Raw genomic sequence first — 19144 nt, 5'->3', positions numbered from 1 at the left:
TGCGCCCGTCTAGGGAAAGGAGACCACGCGCTGCACATAAGGAGGAGTGGATGAGCCGTCGCAAGCTGTTCGAAAGTTCCGAACCGTCCAGCCGATCGCTGGGCATCGGCCCGGCCTATGTCTCGGTGGAGGGGCTGCGCCAGCACCTGGCGGAGTTCCTGCTGTATGCAGGCCGGCCGGTGGTGATCATGCGCGGGCGCAGCGAAGTGGGTTACTTCCTGCCAGCGCGCTGCTGGCGCCAGCGTGACGATGATCCGCTGGCCGCCGCCGCCGCCGACCAGCTGCTGGACGCGGCCGGGTTCCAGGCCGAGGATATCCAGCAGGTGGAGCAGGAATTCAACGCGATGCGCCAGCGCACCGTACTGCATTCACGGCGCTGAACCTTTTGCAGAGCCGGGCATGGGCTTGGCTCTACAGTAGATCCACGCCATGCGTGGATGGGGTTACGCAGCACCCCCGCGCTCACTGGTGATGCGTGCACCTTCGCGCATCACCAGGGTCTTCTCCGCCACTTCCAGCGCTGGCATGCAGCACGCGGTGCACGTGGAAACGGCCATCCTCGTCACGTTCCGAGCGCAGCTCGGCATGGAAGCTGCCATGCCGGAGTGAATGCGCCGCGGCTGCGATCTTCATCGATCATCACGCGCCCTTGTAGCCCGGTTCGCGCATCCTACGGCTGTTGCGGCGGAGGTGGGCCGCGTGTATCGAGGAGCGCCGGTCGTGCTGGAAGCGGGCAACAAACCAGAAGGCCTGAAAGGGTTGAGAGTACTGGTGGCGGAAGATGAATTCGCCATCGCGATGTTCCTGGTGGACTACCTGGAGCTGAAGGGCGCGCAGGTGGTGGGGCCGGCCGGGGACCTGCAGGCACTCGGCCGGCTGCTGGATGACAACCCCATCGATGTGGCCCTGCTGGACATCAACCTGGGCGGTGAACAGGTGTACCCGCTGGCCGACCGGCTGGCCGAAGCGGGTACGCCGTTCATGCTGACCTCTGGCTACGATGACAACCTGCCCAGCCGCTTCGCGGATGCGCCCCGCTGCACCAAGCCCTATCACATCGAGGCCCTGGTCCAGCAGCTGGCGGGACTGGTGGCGACGCCGCAGGCCCCTGCGGGCATCGCCTGATTGCGCGGCATGTCGCGCCGCACCGAAGGCCTCCGGGCCGTTGAGCGCCCGGCAGGCATGCCGCCGTCACTGCAGGCCCATGCGCGCCATGACGGCATGGCCGCCCGCATTGCCCGGCACGACTGGTCAGGCACGCCATTGGGTGCGATCGAGCAATGGCCGCCGCACCTGCGCGCCACCGTCGACCTGATGCTTGCGCACGGCTTCCCGATGATTGTGCTGTGGGGCGAGCAGCTGGTGCAGCTCTACAACGATGGCTATGCCGAGATCCTGGCTGACAAGCATCCTGGCGGACTGGGCCAGCCGACGCGCGAGTGCTGGCCCGAGGTCTGGCACATCAATGGCCCGATCTACCAGCGTGTGTGGCAGGGCGAGACCATCACCTATGAGGACAAGCTCTATCCGCTGGCGCGGCGGGGGCGCTTGGAGGATGTCTGGTTCACCATCACCTACAGCCCCATACGCGGAGAGGACGGGTGCATCAACGGCGTGCTGGTGACCATGTTCGAAACGACCGCTGCGCACGTCGCGCAGGCGGCCCGCGAACGCGAGGAACAGAAGCGCCGTGAGAGCGACCGCCGGTTGGCGCTGGCCTTCAAGGTGCTGCCGGTGGGTGTCTGCATTGTCGACGCCGACGGCAACCTGCAGCTGTCCAACGACCAGATGCGGACCTATCTTCCCACCGGCAAGGTGCCCTCCACGGATCGCCCCAACCATTACCGGTGGCAGGGTACGCATCCCGATGGCTCGCGCATCGAACCCCACGATTTCGCCATCGCCCGCGCCCTGCGGGGGGAGACGATGGTCCCAGGCCTGGAGTTCCAGTTCATCCATGACGACGGGCGCGCGCGCTGGACACGCGTCGCCGCCGCACCGTTGCGTGATGCCGATGGCGGGGTGAGTGGCGTGTTCGCGATCGCCGTGGACATCGACGATCTCAAGCGTGCCACCGAGCGCCAGTCGGTGCTGCTGGCCGAACTGCAGCATCGGGTGCGCAACATCATGTCGACCATCCATGCCATTGCCTGGCGGACCCGCGTATCGGTCGGCAGCGTGGACGAGTATGCCGAGCGCCTGTGCGCGCGGCTGATGTCACTGGCGCGCACGCAGAGCCTGTTGACCCGCGGCGCCAATGTAGGGGTCTGCCTGCGCGGCATGCTCGAGGAGGAGATCGCGGCGCAGGCACCGGCGGCCGCTGCCTGTCACCTGCAGGGTGAGGATGTGCTGTTGCCACCGAAGGCGGCCGAAGTACTGTCGCTGGCCATCCATGAGCTGGCCGCCAATGCGCTCCGGCACGGCGCGCTGGCCCACGAGGACGGGCGGGTCGATGTCTGCTGGCACCTGCAGGTGCAGGACGGGCAGCCGTGGCTGGGCCTGCACTGGTGCGAGCGCCATGCCGAGGTGGAGGGGTGGGAGATGCCACGCCAGCGTGGCCTGGGGCGGGTCCTGATCGAGCAGCGGGTGCCCTATGAACTGGCCGGCAGCGGCGAGCTGCGCTTTACCCCGCAAGGCCTGGATGCCTGGATCCGCTTCCCGCTGCGCGATCGCGACAGCCTGCTGCAGACCGACGCCCCGGACACCGGGCTGCCTGGGTAAAAGGGCATTTATCTCCAATTTGGCCAAATTGGGTATAGTGGTTCCCATCCGCCCCGCCTGGAGCCGTGCCATGACCCTGCCGCTGGATCTGCCTGGCCTCGAAAAGGCCCCGGCCTCATCGGTGAAGACCCGCGGCTGGCCGAGCCTGATGCGCACCGTGCGCGAAAAGCAGGCGCTGGTCATCACCAACCACAATCACCCGGAAGCGGTGATCGTGGACATCCGCACCTACCAGGAACTGCTGGCCAAGGCCGCTGGCGGCGATGCCGGTGAGCGCAACGAGGAACTGCAGCGCCTGCGCAACGAGTTCGACCAGACCCTGGCCGGGCTGCAGCGCGGTGAAGGGCTGGGCAAGGTGCTGGGCCAGCCGATCCGGCGCGGCCGCAAGGTCACCCTCGGCCGCCCGCTCTGATCGATGGGACGCATCCTGGCGCTGGCCGGTGTCAATGGCGCCGGCAAGAGTTCGCTGCTGGGCACCTGGCTGGACGCCGAAGGGCTGAGCTGGTTCAACCCGGACTCGTTCACCCGCCGCCTGGTCGACGCCGGCTGGTCGCTGCCGGAGGCCAACGCCGAGGCATGGCAGGAAGGCACCCGCCGCCTGCGCCAGGCCATGGCCGATGGCACCGACTTCGCCTTCGAGACGACGCTCGGCGGCAACACCATTCCGCGCCTGCTGCGTGAGGCCTGCGAACGGCATCAGGTGGCGATCTGGTTCTGTGGGCTGGCCGATGTTGAGCTGCATATCGCCCGTGTTGCTGCGCGGGTGGCCGCCGGTGGCCATGACATTCCAGTCGAGAAGATCCGCGCGCGTTTCGATTCCGCGCGCGCGAACCTGCTGGAGCTGCTGCCGCACCTGGCCGAGTTGCACGTCTACGACAACAGCGCACCGGCCGACGCGCAGGGTTGCGTGGTGCCGCTGCCGGTATTGGCCATGGCTGCAGGCGAACTGCAGTACCCGATTGCCGTAGCCGACCTGCTGCACACGCCCGGCTGGGCCAAGCCCATCGTGATGCGTGCAATGGAATCGAACACCCCGCGCTAGATCCACGCCATGCGGGGATGCTTTGGCTGTGGTTAGACTGGCCGCACACCCAAGGAGGATGACATGCACGGACCTGCGATGTTCCGCTCCACTTCGACCTGCCTGGCGCTTGCTGCGCTGGCGCTGTCCAGCCTGACGGCGATGGCCGCGCCGGCCGCGTCCAAGCGGGTGGTGGCGCCGCCCAGCCTGGTACAGGCGTATCGGGCCGCCGAAGCCAATCTGCGGCTGATTCCCGGCGATGACATCGAATCCGAGTTCCGTCCGGTGTGGACCGCTGTTGCCGATCTCGATGGCGATGGCCGTGCCGAGGTCGTGTATTTCTACACGTCCACCTACACCGGCGGCAGCTTCGCGCAGAGCAATGTGGTGGCGGTGATGACGGCGCTGACAGCGAACGATCCGCGTGGCCAGGAGAACCCGAAGAGCCTGTCGCCGGTGGAGGCAGAGGACTATGCCGCCATCCGCAGGTATGGCTATGGCGATGATGCCGGCATCCAGATTCCGGGCGCGGTGCAGTCGATCCGAATCGAAGGCAACCGGATCATCGTTGCCTTCACCGTTACCGCAGGCGCAACGGTCTGCGAAATTCCCCGCGATTTCCGCCACGTCTGTCCGCCGGACGGAAACTACACCTGGACGCTGCGTTGGACGCCGGGGAAGCTGACCCGCATCAAGACGTAGCGCCATGCAGCGCCGGGCGTATCCACCCGGCGCCACTTGGCCCATCGATCCACGCCATGCGTGGATCGCATTCTGCACCCGGCCTCAGGCAGGCTTCACCTGCTCGGGCTCGGCAACATCCGGCAGCGGCGGCAAGGTCGGGTCCACCGTCACCGGCACATCGCTCTTCAACAGCGCGGCCGCTTCCTTGTCGCTGCCGACGGCCGGCGGTGAACCGCGCAGCGGCAGGCCGGCGGTTTCCTTCACGAACAGCATGGTCACCAGGCCGATCACCGCCGCGCCCATCAGGTAATAGGCCGGCACCAGCGGGTCGCCGGTACGCTCCACCAGCCACGCGGTCACCAGCGGCGTGGTGCCACCGAACAGCGACACCGACACATTGAAGGCGATCGACAGCGCGCTGTAGCGCACCGGGGTGTAGAACAGCGCCGGCAGCGTGGACGGCATCGAGCTGGTGAAGCACACCAGCGCCAGCCCCAGCAGCATCAGGCCCAGGAAGATCAGCCCGTCGTTGCCGCTACCGACCAGCAGCAGGCATGGAATGGCCACCACCAGCAGCGCGATGCACGCACCGATGATCATCGGGCGCCGGCCCAGCTTGTCACTGAACACTCCGCCGACGATGTTCAGCGGCATCATCACCAGCATCACGATGATGATCAGCAGCAGGCCCTTGCTCTCGGCATAGCCCATGGTGACGCTGAGGTAGCTGGGCATGTAGGTCAGCAGCATGTAGTCGGTCACGTTGAACACCAGTACCAGGCCCATGCACACCAGCAGCTGGCGGCCATGCACCTGGAACAGCGCGCCCAGCCCGGGCCGGTCGTGCTCGCGCTTTTCGGCTTCCTCGGCGAAGGCGCGGAACGCCGGGGTTTCCTCCAGCTTCATGCGCATGTACAGGCCGAGCAGGCCCAGCGGGCCGGCCACCAGGAACGGAATGCGCCAGCCCCAGTCCAGCATCTGTTCGCTGCTCAACACCATGTGCAGCGCGGTCACGGTACCGGCGCCGGCGATATAGCCGCCCAGCGTGCCGAACTCCAGCCAGCTGCCCATCAGGCCGCGGTTGCGGTCGGTGGAGTATTCGGCGATGAAGGTCGCCGCGCCGCCATATTCACCGCCGGTGGAAAAGCCCTGCACCACGCGTGCGAGCAGCAACAGCACCGGTGCCCAGATGCCGATGCGCTCGTAGGCGGGAATCAGGCCGATCGAAAAGGTGCCCAGCGCCATCAGGACCATGGTGAACGCCAGCACTTTCTGGCGGCCGTAGCGATCACCCAGCGGGCCGAACACCAGGCCGCCCAGCGGCCGTACCAGGAACGCTACGGTGAACGTGGCGAACGCGGCGATCACCTGCGCGGTGGGATTGCTGGAGGGGAAGAACACCTGGCCGATGGTGACCGCCAGATAGCCGTAGACACCGAAGTCGAACCACTCCATGGCATTGCCAAGTGCGGCCGCGCCGACGGCGCGCTTGAGCATGGGCTTGTCGACGACGGTGATCTCATCGACCTTCAGGTGGCGGCGGCGTTTGAACCAGCCGAAATGGGCGTGTGCCTCGGGGGTGTCCTGCATGGGGCTCCCTTGTAAGTGGAAGAGGTGAATAGACGGTGGGCTAGGTCCCGGAAATCGGAAACGGCGATGCAGGCGCAGGTGGCGCAGGGGCATCGGTGAGTGGCGTGGGGGCCGGGGAATGTGTGCAGGCACGACGCCACGCGCACGGCAACGCACCGCCGCAACGGCGGAAACGCAGCAACAGGATCACTGCGGTCGCGCAATCAGCGGCCAGCGATCACGTCAGCGTGGGAATGCAGGCAGAGCGCCTGCGGGCGTCATCCGCCAGGATCCAGCGCGAGGCGGTGGAAGGGCAGGGCGGGAGCCATCGTGGCAAGCGAAGCGCCGGTCGGCAGTGCTTTCCACGTAACAGGCGCGCCCGTCACGTAGTGGGTCGTGTCGATCATCCGTTAATCATAACGGCATCGGCGTGAGCATGCAGCGAAGCGGGCTGATCTGCACGCTGTGTTCCATCACGCCTGTTCATCCGCGCAGCGTGCAATGACATGCGTTGAACGAACTCTGGCCGCAGCGCTCACGCAACGCTGTCTACGGTAGCGCTGAACGCAATCGAGAAGGAGCACCGCATGACCCCCCGCATTCCAGAAGGTACGCTGATCATCGTCGCCGATGGTGGCTCGGCCCGCGTGTTCACCAACGTCGGCAACGAACATCAACTGGCGTTGAAGCAGGAAGGCGAACTGCGCCTGCAGGACATCAGCGAGCAGGGTGTCTCCGGGCAGGGGCCGGCCGGTGCGGTGCCGAAAGACATGTCCATTTCGCAGCTCAACGAGGCGACGTTCGCCAAGCAGGTGGCGGAGCAGTTGAACGAAGATGCGCTCAACAACCGCTTTGCACACCTGGTGCTGGTGGCAGACCCCACCACGCTGGGCCGTATCCGCCCGCTGCTGCACAAGGAGGTCCAGGCCCGCCTGCTGGGCGACATTGCCAAGGACCTGACAAACGCCCCGCTGGCGGATATCCAGAAAGCGTTGGCGGCTTAACCGGCATGCCGTTCATGCGTGACTACCCGGCGGCGGAGCCCGCTGGCGCGGACGTGGACGCGCAGGCGGGCTGGCTGCTGCTCGAGTTCGGTGCACCCTGGTGTGGTCACTGCCAGGCCGCGCAGCCCGCACTCCAGGCGTTTGTGGACGTCCACGATCTGATGCATTGGAAGATCGAGGATGGCAAGGGAAAGCCGCTGGGGCGTGCTTTCAAGGTAAAACTATGGCCCACCGTGGTACTGCTGCATGACGGCCAGGAAGTGGCGCGGGTGGTGAGGCCGATCGACAGCGCCGACCTCGCCACCTTGCAGGGCGCATTGCCGGGCTGAGGGCAGCAATCGCTGCGTGCGGTGCGCACGGCGCCGAGCAGGTTCGGCTGCATCGCGGTCTAGTGATAGGTCACCTTTTCCGCTTCCGCACGCAGCTTCTGCAGCAACGACCGACCATGCTGGCTCAGCATGACCATCGCGTTGGCGATCTCTTTGGCGTTGTAGCCCATCGGTGCGGGTGGCTTCGGCTCGGGGCCGTACTGCTCGCCGATGAGGATGGCCATGCCTTCGGCACTGTTGAGGGCATGTTCGATGCGCTGGAACAGCGATTCCACGGCCGGGCTGAGCGGACGCGTGTGTTTCATGCGGAATCTCCTTGGGTGCGAGGGCCACCGCAAGGGGGGCGGGCGATGCGTGCTTGGAACTCCCGGAAGGAACAGAGAAAACCGGAGGGCCTGACGGCCACACGCAGCGCCCGCCGCAGTTACGACGAGCTATCTCTGTCCTTCTTTTCGGGGGTTCCAATCCCGGCAGCGGGATGTCCGCTGCGGCGCCATCCTGGGCAGATCGAGGCGCTGCGCACCAATTGATGGTTCGTCTCGCTTTGTCCCGCGCCGAAGGCGCGGTCTTTCAGAAGTGCATGTGTGGACATCCATTGCCGTATTGGCACCGATCTGGAAGGGGGAAAGCGGAAGGCTATGAGGCGATTTGTCGTCCGGCCATGCAATTACGTGCAAATCATCGTGCCGGTTCCGGCGGCCGCACTGCAGCATGCGACAGGGCAGGGCTGGTGCTAGGATCGGACCACTACCTGAATCGATCCAAATGCCGATGCCCATACTGGACCGTGGTCTCCTGATCGCTGTCGCCGCCACGGCGATGTTTGCTTCCGGCCTGGCCAGTGCGGCCCCAGCCAGAACCGCCGCCGACAAGGCATACGCCTCGGTCGACCCGTTCATCGGCACCGGTGGCGAGGGCCATACCTACCCGGGGGCCACGGTGCCGTTCGGCATGGTCCAGCTCAGCCCGGACACGCGTATCCAGCCGCGTGAAAAGGCCTATGGCTGGGCGGCGGGCTACCGCTATGACGACAGCAGCATCGTCGGCTTCTCGCATACGCATTTTTCCGGCACCGGTCATTCGGACCTGGGTGACGTCCTGCTGATGCCGTTCACCGGCAATCCCGGGCTGGAGCGCGGCGATCCGGAGAAGCCGCGCAGCGGTTACGCCTCACGGTTCCGCCACGCTGACGAGAAGGCCGAGCCGGGCTACTACGCAGTCACCCTCGATGACTACAAGGTGCGTGCCGAGCTGACCACCAGTGCGCGCGTGGGCGTGCATCGCTACGCCTTCCCCAGGGGCACCGACGCCAAGGTGCTGCTGGACATGCGTACCAGCATGTACGACTACCCGGGCAAGGTGCTGTGGTCGCGGGTGCGGGTGCGCGCCGATGGCACGGTGACCGGCTTCCGCGAAACCCGAGGCTGGGCGCCGGGCCGCCAGCTGTACTTTGCGATGCGCTTCTCACGCCCGCTGGCCGGGCATGAGCTGCACAACACCGAGCAGGACATCGTCTACAAGGGCTTTCCGCCGCCGGGCGAAAAGGACCCGGCACAGCGCGCCCAGATCGAGGGTCGTCAGCTGGTTGGTACGTTCGCTTTCGGCAAGCTCGATGCACCGCTGGTGGTGAAGGTGGCGATCTCGCCGGTCAGTGAAGCCGGTGCCATCGCCAACCTCGACGCGGAAGTGGCCGACTTCGATTTCGACCGCGTGCGTGCACAGGCGAAGCAGGAGTGGACGCAGGCACTGTCCGTGTTGGACATTGACGCGCCGGAACATGCGCGGCGCAGTGCCTATACCGCGCTGTACCACACGATGCTGGGGCCGACGCTGTTCATGGATGCCGATGGCCAGTACCGCGGCGCGGACAATGCCGTGCACAAGGCCGATGGCTTCACGCACTATTCGACGTTCTCGCTGTGGGACACCTACCGCGCGCTGCACCCTCTGCTGACCTTGGTGCAGCCGGGAAAGCGCAACAGCGACTTCATCAACTCCATGCTGGCCCACCACGAGCACAGCCCCTACGGCATGCTGCCGGTGTGGTCGTTCCACGGCCTGGAGGACTGGTGCATGATCGGCTACCACGCCGTGCCGGTGATCGCCGATGCCTACGTGAAGGGCATTCGTGGCTTCGATGCGGACAAGGCTTTGAACGCGATGGTCGAGACCGCGAACTACGGCCCGTATGATGGCATCGCGCAGTACCGCGAGCTGGGCTATGTGCCGATCGACGAGGAAGGTGAAGCGGCCAGCAAGACGCTGGAGTACGCCTTCGACGACTGGACCATCGCACGCATGGCGCAGGCCATGGGCAAGGCCGATATCGCGGCGACCTTCGACAAGCGCGCAGGCAACTGGCGTAATGCCTTCGACAAGGACACCGGCTTCATGCGCGCGCGCAAGCGCGATGGCAACTTCCGCACGCCGTTCGACCCCAGCGCCAGTGGCTACGGCACCGACTACACCGAAGGCAACGCCTGGCAGTACTCGTGGTACGTGCCGCAGGACGTCGCCGGCCTGGCCGCCGCGCACGGGGGCAGCGACAAGCTGCTCGCGCGCCTGGACGAGGTGTTCAACGCCAAGGTGGATCCATCGATCTTCGAGCACATGGAAGACATCACCGGCCTGATTGGCTGGTATGCGCACGGCAACGAGCCGAGCCACCACGTGGCCTACCTGTATTCGTATGCCGGCCAGCCGTGGCGCACGCAGGCGCGGCTGAAGCAGATCATGGATACCCAGTATGCCGACCGTCCCGATGGCCTGGCCGGCAATGATGACGTCGGCCAGATGTCGGCGTGGTATGTGTTCACCGCGCTGGGCTTCTACCCGGTTGCACCGGGTTCGGGCGAGTACATCCTGGGCCGTCCGTTCCTGCCCAGGACCGCGATGCGTCTGCCGAACGGCAAGACGTTCACCATCGTGGCCGAGGGGCTGGATGACGCGCACACGTATGTGGGCAGCGTGACGTTGAACGGCAAGCCGCTGCAGCGTACCTTCCTGCGCCACGACGAGATCCTGGCCGGTGGCGAACTGCGCTTCAGCATGCAGGCCGAGCCGAACAAGGACTGGCCGGGGCAGGGCGCGCAGGCGCCGTATTCGATGAGCCGGTGATGCGCACGTGGTAGGTGCCGACCTTGGTCGGCACGCTTCACGGGTGACCTGATACCTGTAGAGCCGAGCCCATGCTCGGCTCAGGCACCGTGCCAAAAGCAGCCGAGCATGGGCTCGGCTCTACAAGGGCAATTCGACAAAGGTCAACGAAACCGCAACCCCACCCGCGCACCGCCGATCGGGGCGGTATCAATCATCAAGGTCGCGCCATGTCGCTGCGCGATCTCGGCCACAATCGCCAGCCCCAGCCCGCAGCCGTCGCCCTCGCTGCTGGCCCGGTAGAAGCGTTCTGTGACGCGCGCGCGTTCGGCTTCGGCGATGCCGGCGCCGTCATCGTCCACCCATACCTGCACGCCGTCGGTTCCCTGCCGAACGCCGAGGGTGATGACTCCGGGCGTGGCGCCATAGCGCAGCGCGTTGTCCAGCAGGTTGCCCAGCGCCTCGCGCAGCAACTGCGGATCGCCCTGTACCTGCACGCCGTCGTCGGGTCCGTCGTAACCCAGGTCAACGCCCGCCACCAATGCGCGGTCGGCATAGCGCTCGACCACGCCACGCGCCAGCGCGGCCAGATCCAGAGGCTGCAGCGGCAGTGCGCTGCCCTGTGGATCTTCCGAGCGGCTGAGCATCAGCAGCTGGTTGACCAGGTGCTGCAGCCGTGCCAGCCCGGCCAGCGTGCCGGACAACGCCAGCTGCTGGGCCTGCGGATCCTGGTGGCGGAGTGAGCTCTCCAGCTCCACCTGCATTGCCGCCAGCGGCGTGCGCAGCTGGTGCGCGGCATTGCTGACGAAGCGCCGTTGCGCGGCCTGCATGGCGTCCAGTCGTTGCAACAGTGCGTTGTAGGCCTCCACCGCCGGCCACAGCTCGCGTGGCGCCTCCTGCGCGGGTTCCAGGGGCGCCAGTGGGTCCGGGCGGGGGCTGGCCAAGCGCCGCGCCACCTGGTTGGCATGGCGTGCGGCCGCGCCGGTCCCGGACCAGGCCAGCCACGCGGCCAGCGTGAGGATCGCAGCCTGGAACGGGATGCTGGTCAGCAGCAGCTTGCGCTCCAGCCGGTGGCGCTTGCGCAGCGTCTCGGCTACGCGCAGCCGGATATCGTGGCCCGGTCCGGCACTGACGAGGACTTCGACCATGCGCACCGGCTGCCCGCGCAGGCGCGCATCGTAATAAACCGCGTCGTCGCTTGATGCGGCGGTGGCCGGGCCCGGCAGCGCTTCGGCCAAGTCGCCATACAAGCGTCCACCCGCAGCATCGACCACTTCGCCATGCACTTCGTCGGCGGTGTCCCAGCTGAACATACGTGACACCGCGGGCGTGATCTCGATCGAGGCATGACCCTCCTGCACCGTCACCAGCTCGGACAGGGACATCGCCGAGTCCAGCAGCCAGCGGTCATAGACCTGACCGGCGTAGAAGCGCGCCAGCGCGAAGGAACCCACCGCGCTACACATCAGCAGCACCAGCAGCGGCAGCCACAGGCGGCGCAGCAGCAGGCTCCGCAGGCTGTGCACGCGCTCAGTCACCGCTGGCCTCCAGGCGATAACCCAGGCCACGCAGCATGCGGATGCCGACGCCGGCACGCGCCTGTTCCAGCTTGCGGCGCAGGCGACTGACATGCACTTCGATCACCGACAGGTTGGCGTCGTGGTCCCAGCTGTACAAAGCGTCGAACAGCCGCTGCTTGGTGACGGTGCGGCCGGGATGCTGCATCAGTGCTTCGACCAGCGACAGCTCGCGGGCGGTCAGTTCGATGCGCTGGCCGTCCACCTGCGCCTCATTGCGGATGCTGTCGAAGCACAGGCGGCCCAACCGCTTCTGCGCCGGTGCGTCACTGCGGCGGCGCGACAGCGCACGCAGGCGCGCTTCCAGCTCGCCCAGTGCGAACGGTTTGGCGAGATAGTCATCGCCACCCCGGTCGAGGCCGAGGATGCGGTCCTCCACGCCGTCGCGCGCCGTCAGGATCAGCACCGGCAGGATCAAACCGTCGTTGCGCAGGCGCGAGAGCAGGTCGAGGCCATCGACGTCGGGCAATGAAAGGTCGAGCACCATCACGTCATATGGCGCGCTGGCCAGTGCAGCGGGTGCATGCAGCCCGCGCGAAAGGTGGTCGCACAGATGGCCGGCGCCGTGCAGGGCGCGGATCAGTCCATCGGCCAGGGCGGCGTCGTCTTCGATCAGCAGGATTCGCATTGCAAGCTTCGTGCAAGGTTGGGGCAAGTTTGGCGCAAGTGCGTCACCTTACCGTGACGCGCATGAACTTCTTCCCTTGCCTTGCGGCTGTGTTGGCCGCCCTCCTGTGCGCACCTGCGGCGTCCGCACTTTCCCTGCAGGAGGCGCAGCGCGCCATGGAAGCACACAACCCGGACCTGCGTGTGGCGGCACTGGCGCTGCGTGGCGTGCAGGGCGACGCGCAGACGGCGGCGCTGCGTCCAGCGACCGAGCTGTCGATCGGCACCAGCAAGCTCAGCCCCAGGCACGGCGTCGGCCCGGGCCGCTGGCAGGACAAGCGGATGGACAGCACCGTGGGCCTGGGCTGGACCTGGGAACGCGGTGGCAAGCGCGCGTTGCGTATCCGCCAGGCCGATGCGCTGCTGGAGGTGGCCGGGCTGGAGATGCTCGATGCGCGGCGTCGCCAGCAGGTGGCGCTGCATGAGGCCTACTTCGGCCTGAAGCGCGCGCAGGAGCGGGTGCAGATTGCCGAGGCCAACCGCCAGAGTTCGGCCGAACAGATGGCGGCAGCCGACAAGCAGGTTGCCACCGGGGCGATGGCGCCGGTGGATCGCGCGCGTCTGGCGGTGGACGACCTGGCGGTGGCCGACGCGGCGCGCGAGGCGGCCCTGGATCTGCGCGATGCGCGGCATGCGCTGGGCCTTCTGCTCGGGCGTGACGACAGCGGTGACCTCAGCGCCGATGATCCCTGGCCGGACCTCGCAGGCGTTGCCGCAACGCGCGCGTTCGATCCGCAGCAGCGTGCCGATCTGCGCGCAGCGCGTTCGCGCCTGGCCGCGGCCGATGCCGGTGTAGCACTGGCGCGCAGCGAGCGCCACCGCGATGTCCAGCTGGGTGTGGAAGCCGAACGCGAGCCGACCGACATCAGCGGTGTGACCTGGGGCGTGTCGTTGACCATTCCACTCGGTGGCCCATCGCGTGCACGCGGCGCGATGCAGCGTGCCGAGGCCGACCGTGATAGTGCGGCGCTGGAACTGCAGGTGCTGCAGCGCGAAGCGCGCGCCGAGCTGGACCAGCTGCAGGCCGGCGCGCAATCCGCCGCGCAGCGCCGCAGCGACTACGAAGGACTGCAGTCCGACGCCGCGCGCAAGGCGGTACAGGGCATCGAACTGGCCTACCGCCGTGGTGCCGCCAGCCTGACCGATCTGCTGGATGCGCGCCGCAGTTGGCGCGAATTCGAGGCCGCGTTGATCGAAGCGCGTGCCGACCATGCCATTGCCCTGGCGCGCTGGGAAGCGGCCACATCCGTTGTTGAAGGAGAGTCCCGATGAAGTCCACCGTCGCCCGTCGCCTGCGTGCGCGACATGCCGTGCTGCCGGCCCTGCTGGCGCTGGCCCTGCTGGGCGGCTGCGGCCGCGAACCGGCGTCGTATACCGAGGACGCGCCGCAGGTCAGTGCCGGCCAGATCCAGTTTCCAGCCGGCAGCCGCCAGCTGGACGTGCTGCGCAGCGAGGCGGTGACCGCTGGCGCCAGCGCCAGCCTGCAGCTGCCGGGCCGGGTGGCCTGGGACGAGACACGCTCCAGTGCACTGCGCACGCCGTTGCCGGGTCAGGTGGCGCGCATCGAGGCGCAGCCGGGGCAGAGAGTGAAGGCAGGGCAGGTCATCGCCTGGATCACCTCGCCGGAGTTCGGCCAGGCCCAGGCAGAGGGCGCGCGTGGCCGTGCCGAACTGCAGCAGGCACGCAAGGAGCTGGAGCGCACCCGCGAGCTGCACGCCGCGGGAGTGGCGTCGGGCCGTGAACTGGATGAAGCCGAAGCGAACCTCGCTGGCAGCCAGGCTGATCATGCACGTGCGACTGCCTTCGCCAGGGCCTACGGCAATGGCCAGCGCGTGGACCAGCGCTTGCCGCTGCGCGCGCCCATTGATGGCGTGCTGGTGGAGCGGCGGATGAACCCGGGCATGTCGGTCAGTCCCGACAGCGAGAAGCCATTGGCAGTGATCGGCGATCCGGACCGCCTGTGGCTGCTGCTGGATGTTCCTGAAAGCCTGGCAGGGCGGTTGAAGGCCGGCATGCAGGTGAGCGTGCCCGGCGCCGATGGACAGCCGCTGCAGGCGACCCTGCAGCACGTGGATGACTTCATCGACAGTGAGCGCCGCGTGGTGCAGGCGCGTGCCGAGCTGGACAACCGCGCACGTGGCTTCAAGGCCGGGCAGTACGTACGCGCCCAGGTGGCGTTGCCGTCCGAGGGCGGTGTCTCGCTGCCCGACGCCGCGGTGTTGCTGATCGACGGAAAGCAGGTGGTGTTCGTGGAGGAAGGCAAGGGCCGCTTCGCGCGCCACGCGGTGCACGCCGAGGAGCTGGGTGACGGCCGCCTGTGGGTGCGTGAAGGCCTGGCGCCGGGCAGCAGAGTGGTCGTCGAGGGTGGCCTGCTGCTGCAGCAACTGGTCGACAGCGCGCCAGCCGCCGCCAGCGCCGGCACGGGGCATGCCGCGCCATGATCGATCGCCTGATTGCCTATTGCCTGCGCCAGCCGCTGATGGTGATGCTGGCGCTGCTGCTGTTCATCGGCGCTGGCATCGCCGCGTTCCGCGTGCTGCCGGTGGAAGCCTTCCCGGATGTGTCCGACACCCAGGTGACGGTGGTGTCGCTGCACCCGGGCCGTGCCGCCGAAGAGGTCGAGCGCGAGGTGACGATGCCGCTGGAAGTGGCGCTGTCTGGCATTCCGCATTCGGTGCGGGTGTTCTCGCATACGCAGTTCGGCCTGTCGATGATCATCCTGACCTTCGACGACAAGGCCGATGACTACTTCGCACGCCAGCAGGTGCTGGAGCGCCTGCAGGGCGTGGAGCTGCCGGAAGGGGTGACCCCGGAGCTGGAGGCGATGAGCTCGGCGGTGGGCGAGATCTACCGCTATGTGCTGAAAGGCCCGCACCTGACCCCGACCCAGCTGCGCACCGTGCAGGAATGGACGATGGAGCGTAGCCTGCGCACCGTTCCTGGAGTGGCCGATGTGATCAGCTTCGGTGGCTTTGCGCGCACCTTCCAGGTCAAGCCGGATTTGGACAAGCTGCGTGACCGCGGCATCAGCCTGGGTGAGTTCGCCGAGGCGCTGGAGAAGGGGAGTTCGAACGCGGGCGGCGGCTATGTGGAACGCGGCCAGCAGCAGTTCCTGATCCGTGGTGTGGGCCTGATGCGTTCGCCGGCCGACATTGGCAACGTGGTGGTGGCGCAGCGCGGTGGCACGCCAATCCTGGTACGCGACCTTGCCGGTATCGCCGATACCGGCCTGCCCCGGCAGGGCCTGGTCGGCCAGGATGACAATGACGATGCGGTGTTCGGCATGGTGCTGATGCGCAAGGGCGAGAACCCGTCCGACGTGCTCGACGCCCTGCACGCGCGCATCGCCGAGATCGAAGCGAACCAGCTACCGGCCGGGGTCAGCATCGAGCCGTTCTACGACCGCTCGTGGCTGGTGTCGACCACGTTGAAGACCGTGTTCCGCAACCTGCTTGAAGGCGCGGTGCTGGTGTTCCTGGTGCTGTGGTTGTTCCTGTACAACGCCCGCGCCGCGCTGATCGTGGCGGCGATGATGCCGCTGGCCCTGCTGTCGACCTTCCTTGGCCTGCATCTGTGGGGCGTACCGGCCAACCTGTTGTCGCTGGGTGCGATGGACTTCGGCATCATCATCGATGGCGCGGTGATCGTGACCGAACACATCGTGTCGCGGCTGTCGAAGCTGCCGCCGAACGCTGACAGGAAGACGCGCTTCTCTACCGTACTCTCGGCAGCCTCCGAAGTGGGGCGCCCAACGTTCTTCTCGATGCTGATCATCATCGCCGCACACATCCCGATCTTCACCCTGCAGCGCCAGGAGGGCCGAATGTTCGCGCCGATGGCGTACTCGGTGACCTCGGCGTTGATCGGTGCGTTGATCCTCGCACTGACCGTGGTGCCACTGTTCTGCTACTGGTGGCTGCGCCGCGACCGCATGCGCGATGGCAATCCGCTGATGGACCGCCTGACCGGCGGGTACAAGCCGATCCTGGAGCGTGCATTGGCCCGCCCGCGTGCGGTGGTACTGACCGCAGTTGCGCTGCTGGTCGGCACGCTGGCATTGGGCACCCGGTTGGGTTCGGAGTTCCTGCCCGAGCTGGACGAAGGCTCGATCTGGTTGACCGCCACGCTCGACCCGAGCACCAGCCTGGCCGAGGCGCAGCAGCAGTCGCGGCGCATCCGTGAGCTGGTCGGCACTTTCCCGCAGGTATCGACCGTGGTGGCCAAGTTGGGGCGCCCGGAAGACGGATCCGATGCCAAGGGCGCCAACCAGATCGAGGCGCTGGTGGCGTTGAAGCCTGAGAAGGAATGGCCGAAGGGCGTGGACAAGCGCCAGCTGGTGAGCGATCTGCAGCGCACCTTGGAGCAGCGGATTCCCGGGCCGGAGTTCTCGATCTCGCAGCCGGTGCGCGACAACATCCTGGAGAGCATCTCGCAGATCAAGGGCCAGGTGGTGATCAAGGTGAGTGGCTCGGATCTGGACGTGCTCAACCAGCACGCGCAGGCGATCCTGGGGCAGGTGCGTGGCGTGGAGGGCGTAGAGAGTGCCTTCATTGATCGTGACGGCTCATTGCCGCAGCTGCAGATCGAGATCGACCGCGATCGTGCGGCACGCTATGGACTGAATGTGCGCGACATCGACGAGGTGATCGAGACCGCACTGGGCGGGCGCCAGGTTGGTGAACTGTGGGAAGGTGACCGCAGGTTCCCGATCACGCTGCGCCTGGACGACGCCGACCGTGACCTGCAACGGTTGCGCACGGTCCCGGTGGGCATTGGCGATGGCCACACGGTGACGCTGTCCGACGTCGCCGATTTCCGCATGGCCAGTGGCGCGATCAACATCTCGCGTGAGAACGCACGGCGGGTGAAGGCGGTGAGCATCTTCATCGCCGGCCGCGACATGGGCAGCGTGGTGGCCGACATGCGCAAGCGCGTGGACGCCAGCGTGCAGCTGCCGGACGGCTACCGGCTCGAGTGGTCTGGCGAGTTCGAGAACCAGCAGCGTGCGATGAAGCGGCTGGGCTGGGTGATTCCGCTGTCGGTGCTGATCATCTTCGTGCTGCTGTTCGATGCCTTCAAGGACATCAGCAGCGCTGCGCTGATCCTGGCCAACGTGCCACTGGCGATGATCGGCGGCATCCTCGCCCTATGGCTCACTGGCATCGCGCTGTCAGTGTCGGCGGCGATCGGTTTCATCGCGTTGTTCGGGCAAGCAGTGCTGAACGGGGTGGTGATGCTCAGTCGCTTCGCCCAGCTGCGCGAGCAGGGCATGGACCTGCTGCAGGCGGTGGTACAGGGTTCGCTGCAGCGCCTGCGCACGGTGCTGATGACCGCACTACTGGCGATGTTCGGCCTGCTGCCGATGGCCACCTCGCATGCGATCGGTGCTGAGACCCAGAAGCCGCTGGCGGTGGTGGTGATCGGCGGCCTGCTGTCGGCGATGCTGTTGACCCTGCTGGTGCTGCCGACGCTGTATTACTGGGTGCACCGCCGCCGCGAAGCGCGCATCGCCTGACCTACCTGTAGAGCCGAGCCCACGCTCGGCTGCTTCTGGCCTTCGCGCGAAGAGCAGCCGAGCATGGGCTCGGCTCTACACCGGCTTCGCGTCCTGCGTGGATTCGATCAACCGCCACGGGTTCCCAAGCAGATCCACGCCATGCGTGGATGCCGTCCGCGCGACCTAGACCATCCCACCGTTGGCGCGCAGCGCCTGGCCGTTGATCCATCCGCCATCCGTGCCAGCCAGGAACCCCACCGCGCCGGCGATGTCTTCCGGCGTACCCAGCCGCTCCAGCGGGTTCATCCTCGCCAGCCGCGCGATCAGTTCCGGCGATTTTCCCTCCAGGAACAGATCGGTGGCGGTCGGGCCCGGCGCCACTGCATTCACGGTGATGTTGCGCCCGCGAAGCTCTTTGCTGAGGATCGCGCCCATGGTCTCCACCGCCGCCTTGCTGGCGGCGTACACGCTGTAGTTCTCCAGCCGGATGCCGACCACGCTGGTGGACAGCGTGACGATGCGCCCGCCGTCGCGCACCCGTCGTGCACTTTCGCGCAGCACATTGAAGGCGCCCTTGAGGTTGATGCCGATCACCCGATCGAACAGGGCGTCGTCGGTGTCGGCCAGCGGCGCCAGCTGCAGTACGCCCGCGCTGTTGACCACCACGTCGATGCCGCCGAAGCGGTCTTCGATGGCATCGAACAGCTGCCGCACTGCCTGCGGATCGGCGACATCGGCCTGCAGCGCGATGGCCTGCGCACCGGCTGCGTTGAGTTCGGCCGCCAGCGCTTCGGCGTCGTCGCGGCGCCCTGCATAGTTGATGGCGACAGCGTGGCCATCGGCGGCGAGCCGGCGGGAAATGGCGGCGCCGATGCCACGGGAGCCGCCGGTGACCAGAGCGACAGGGCGGGCGGGGGAGAGGGTCATGGTGGTCTCCAGTGGGGCACGCCGGAGTGGCGCAGGACTATCTTCGCGACATT

Annotated in this window: 17 protein-coding genes and 1 pseudogene; 12 read left to right on the top strand and 6 right to left on the bottom strand. The window is 67.0% G+C overall.

All coding sequences use genetic code 11. The features are described from left to right. Nucleotides 1–50 precede the first annotated feature (50 nt). The gene (locus PEM_RS09390; protein ID WP_005416760.1) at nt 51–380 is read left to right on the top strand and encodes a hypothetical protein; all 330 of its coding nucleotides are present in this window, start codon (nt 51–53) and stop codon (nt 378–380) included. A 63-nt stretch (nt 381–443) separates the two neighbouring features. Here PEM_RS09390 and PEM_RS09385 read toward each other — a convergent pair. Then, nucleotides 444–597 (bottom strand): annotated as a pseudogene (locus PEM_RS09385) (OsmC family peroxiredoxin); the annotation flags it as partial. A 123-nt stretch (nt 598–720) separates the two neighbouring features. Here PEM_RS09385 and PEM_RS09380 point away from each other — a divergent pair. The 5 genes from PEM_RS09380 to PEM_RS09360 all read left to right on the top strand — a co-directional run bounded on the left by PEM_RS09380 (nt 721) and on the right by PEM_RS09360 (nt 4444). After that, complete coding sequence (locus PEM_RS09380; protein ID WP_005416747.1) at nt 721–1125, top strand: response regulator; 405 nt, start codon at nt 721–723, stop codon at nt 1123–1125. Between the two features lie 9 nt (nt 1126–1134). Next, nucleotides 1135–2721, top strand: coding sequence for a PAS domain-containing protein (locus tag PEM_RS09375; RefSeq protein WP_095377501.1), 1587 nt, complete (start codon nt 1135–1137; stop codon nt 2719–2721). 70 nt (nt 2722–2791) lie between these two features. Then, nucleotides 2792–3133 (top strand): type II toxin-antitoxin system prevent-host-death family antitoxin, encoded by a 342-nt coding sequence (locus PEM_RS09370; RefSeq protein ID WP_065177688.1) that lies wholly within the window; start codon nt 2792–2794, stop codon nt 3131–3133. 3 nt (nt 3134–3136) lie between these two features. Beyond that, nucleotides 3137–3763, top strand: coding sequence for an AAA family ATPase (locus tag PEM_RS09365; RefSeq protein WP_111129376.1), 627 nt, complete (start codon nt 3137–3139; stop codon nt 3761–3763). Nucleotides 3764–3826: 63 nt separating this feature from the next. Beyond that, a complete protein-coding gene (locus PEM_RS09360) occupies nt 3827–4444 on the top strand; it encodes a hypothetical protein (protein ID WP_069138412.1) in 618 nt (205 codons plus the stop codon). 84 nt (nt 4445–4528) lie between these two features. Here the strand turns inward: PEM_RS09360 and proP are convergent, their stop codons facing one another. Next, nucleotides 4529–6016, bottom strand: a complete 1488-nt coding sequence (gene proP / locus PEM_RS09355) for a glycine betaine/L-proline transporter ProP (protein WP_111129374.1) — start codon at nt 6014–6016, stop codon at nt 4529–4531. Between the two features lie 566 nt (nt 6017–6582). Here proP and PEM_RS09350 point away from each other — a divergent pair. Then, complete coding sequence (locus PEM_RS09350) at nt 6583–6999, top strand: host attachment family protein (RefSeq protein WP_005416741.1); 417 nt, start codon at nt 6583–6585, stop codon at nt 6997–6999. A gap of 5 nt (nt 7000–7004) precedes the next feature. Then, a complete protein-coding gene (locus PEM_RS09345) occupies nt 7005–7328 on the top strand; it encodes a thioredoxin family protein (protein ID WP_111129372.1) in 324 nt (107 codons plus the stop codon). A 59-nt stretch (nt 7329–7387) separates the two neighbouring features. On the opposite strand, the gene PEM_RS09340 is transcribed toward PEM_RS09345, so the two are convergent. Then, nucleotides 7388–7633 carry a hypothetical protein gene (locus PEM_RS09340; protein WP_111129370.1) on the bottom strand — a complete coding sequence of 82 codons (246 nt, stop codon included), beginning with the start codon at nt 7631–7633 and terminating at the stop codon, nt 7388–7390. 460 nt (nt 7634–8093) lie between these two features. Here PEM_RS09340 and PEM_RS09335 point away from each other — a divergent pair, with 460 nt between their 5' ends. Further along, nucleotides 8094–10445, top strand: coding sequence for a GH92 family glycosyl hydrolase (locus PEM_RS09335; protein ID WP_111129368.1), 2352 nt, complete (start codon nt 8094–8096; stop codon nt 10443–10445). 143 nt (nt 10446–10588) lie between these two features. On the opposite strand, the gene PEM_RS09330 is transcribed toward PEM_RS09335, so the two are convergent. Beyond that, nucleotides 10589–11962 carry a sensor histidine kinase gene (locus PEM_RS09330; protein ID WP_111129366.1) on the bottom strand — a complete coding sequence of 458 codons (1374 nt, stop codon included), beginning with the start codon at nt 11960–11962 and terminating at the stop codon, nt 10589–10591. Continuing rightward, nucleotides 11955–12629 carry a winged helix-turn-helix domain-containing protein gene (locus PEM_RS09325; RefSeq protein WP_111129364.1) on the bottom strand — a complete coding sequence of 225 codons (675 nt, stop codon included), beginning with the start codon at nt 12627–12629 and terminating at the stop codon, nt 11955–11957. The genes PEM_RS09330 and PEM_RS09325 overlap by 8 nt, the downstream gene beginning before the upstream one ends. 62 nt (nt 12630–12691) lie before the next feature. Between PEM_RS09325 and PEM_RS09320 the strand changes: the two genes are divergently transcribed. From PEM_RS09320 to PEM_RS09310, 3 genes are read left to right on the top strand one after another with little or no spacing between them, the layout of a single operon-like run. Beyond that, nucleotides 12692–13939 (top strand): TolC family protein, encoded by a 1248-nt coding sequence (locus tag PEM_RS09320; protein WP_111129362.1) that lies wholly within the window; start codon nt 12692–12694, stop codon nt 13937–13939. After that, entirely contained in the window at nt 13936–15108 is a 1173-nt protein-coding gene (locus PEM_RS09315; protein ID WP_111129360.1) for an efflux RND transporter periplasmic adaptor subunit, read from the top strand. Before PEM_RS09320 ends, PEM_RS09315 begins: the two co-directional genes overlap by 4 nt. Further along, nucleotides 15105–18182 carry a CusA/CzcA family heavy metal efflux RND transporter gene (locus PEM_RS09310; protein WP_111129358.1) on the top strand — a complete coding sequence of 1026 codons (3078 nt, stop codon included), beginning with the start codon at nt 15105–15107 and terminating at the stop codon, nt 18180–18182. The genes PEM_RS09315 and PEM_RS09310 overlap by 4 nt, the downstream gene beginning before the upstream one ends. Nucleotides 18183–18347: 165 nt before the next feature. Here PEM_RS09310 and PEM_RS09305 read toward each other — a convergent pair whose 3' ends face one another. Continuing rightward, nucleotides 18348–19091 carry an SDR family oxidoreductase gene (locus PEM_RS09305; protein ID WP_111129356.1) on the bottom strand — a complete coding sequence of 248 codons (744 nt, stop codon included), beginning with the start codon at nt 19089–19091 and terminating at the stop codon, nt 18348–18350. Nucleotides 19092–19144 lie beyond the last annotated feature (53 nt).

The sequence above is a fragment of the Stenotrophomonas sp. Pemsol genome (assembly GCF_003586545.1).
In the GTDB taxonomy this organism is placed as follows: domain Bacteria; phylum Pseudomonadota; class Gammaproteobacteria; order Xanthomonadales; family Xanthomonadaceae; genus Stenotrophomonas; species Stenotrophomonas sepilia.
Note: the sequence above shows the minus strand (reverse complement) of the source record. Positions and strands in the feature narration are given on the sequence as shown.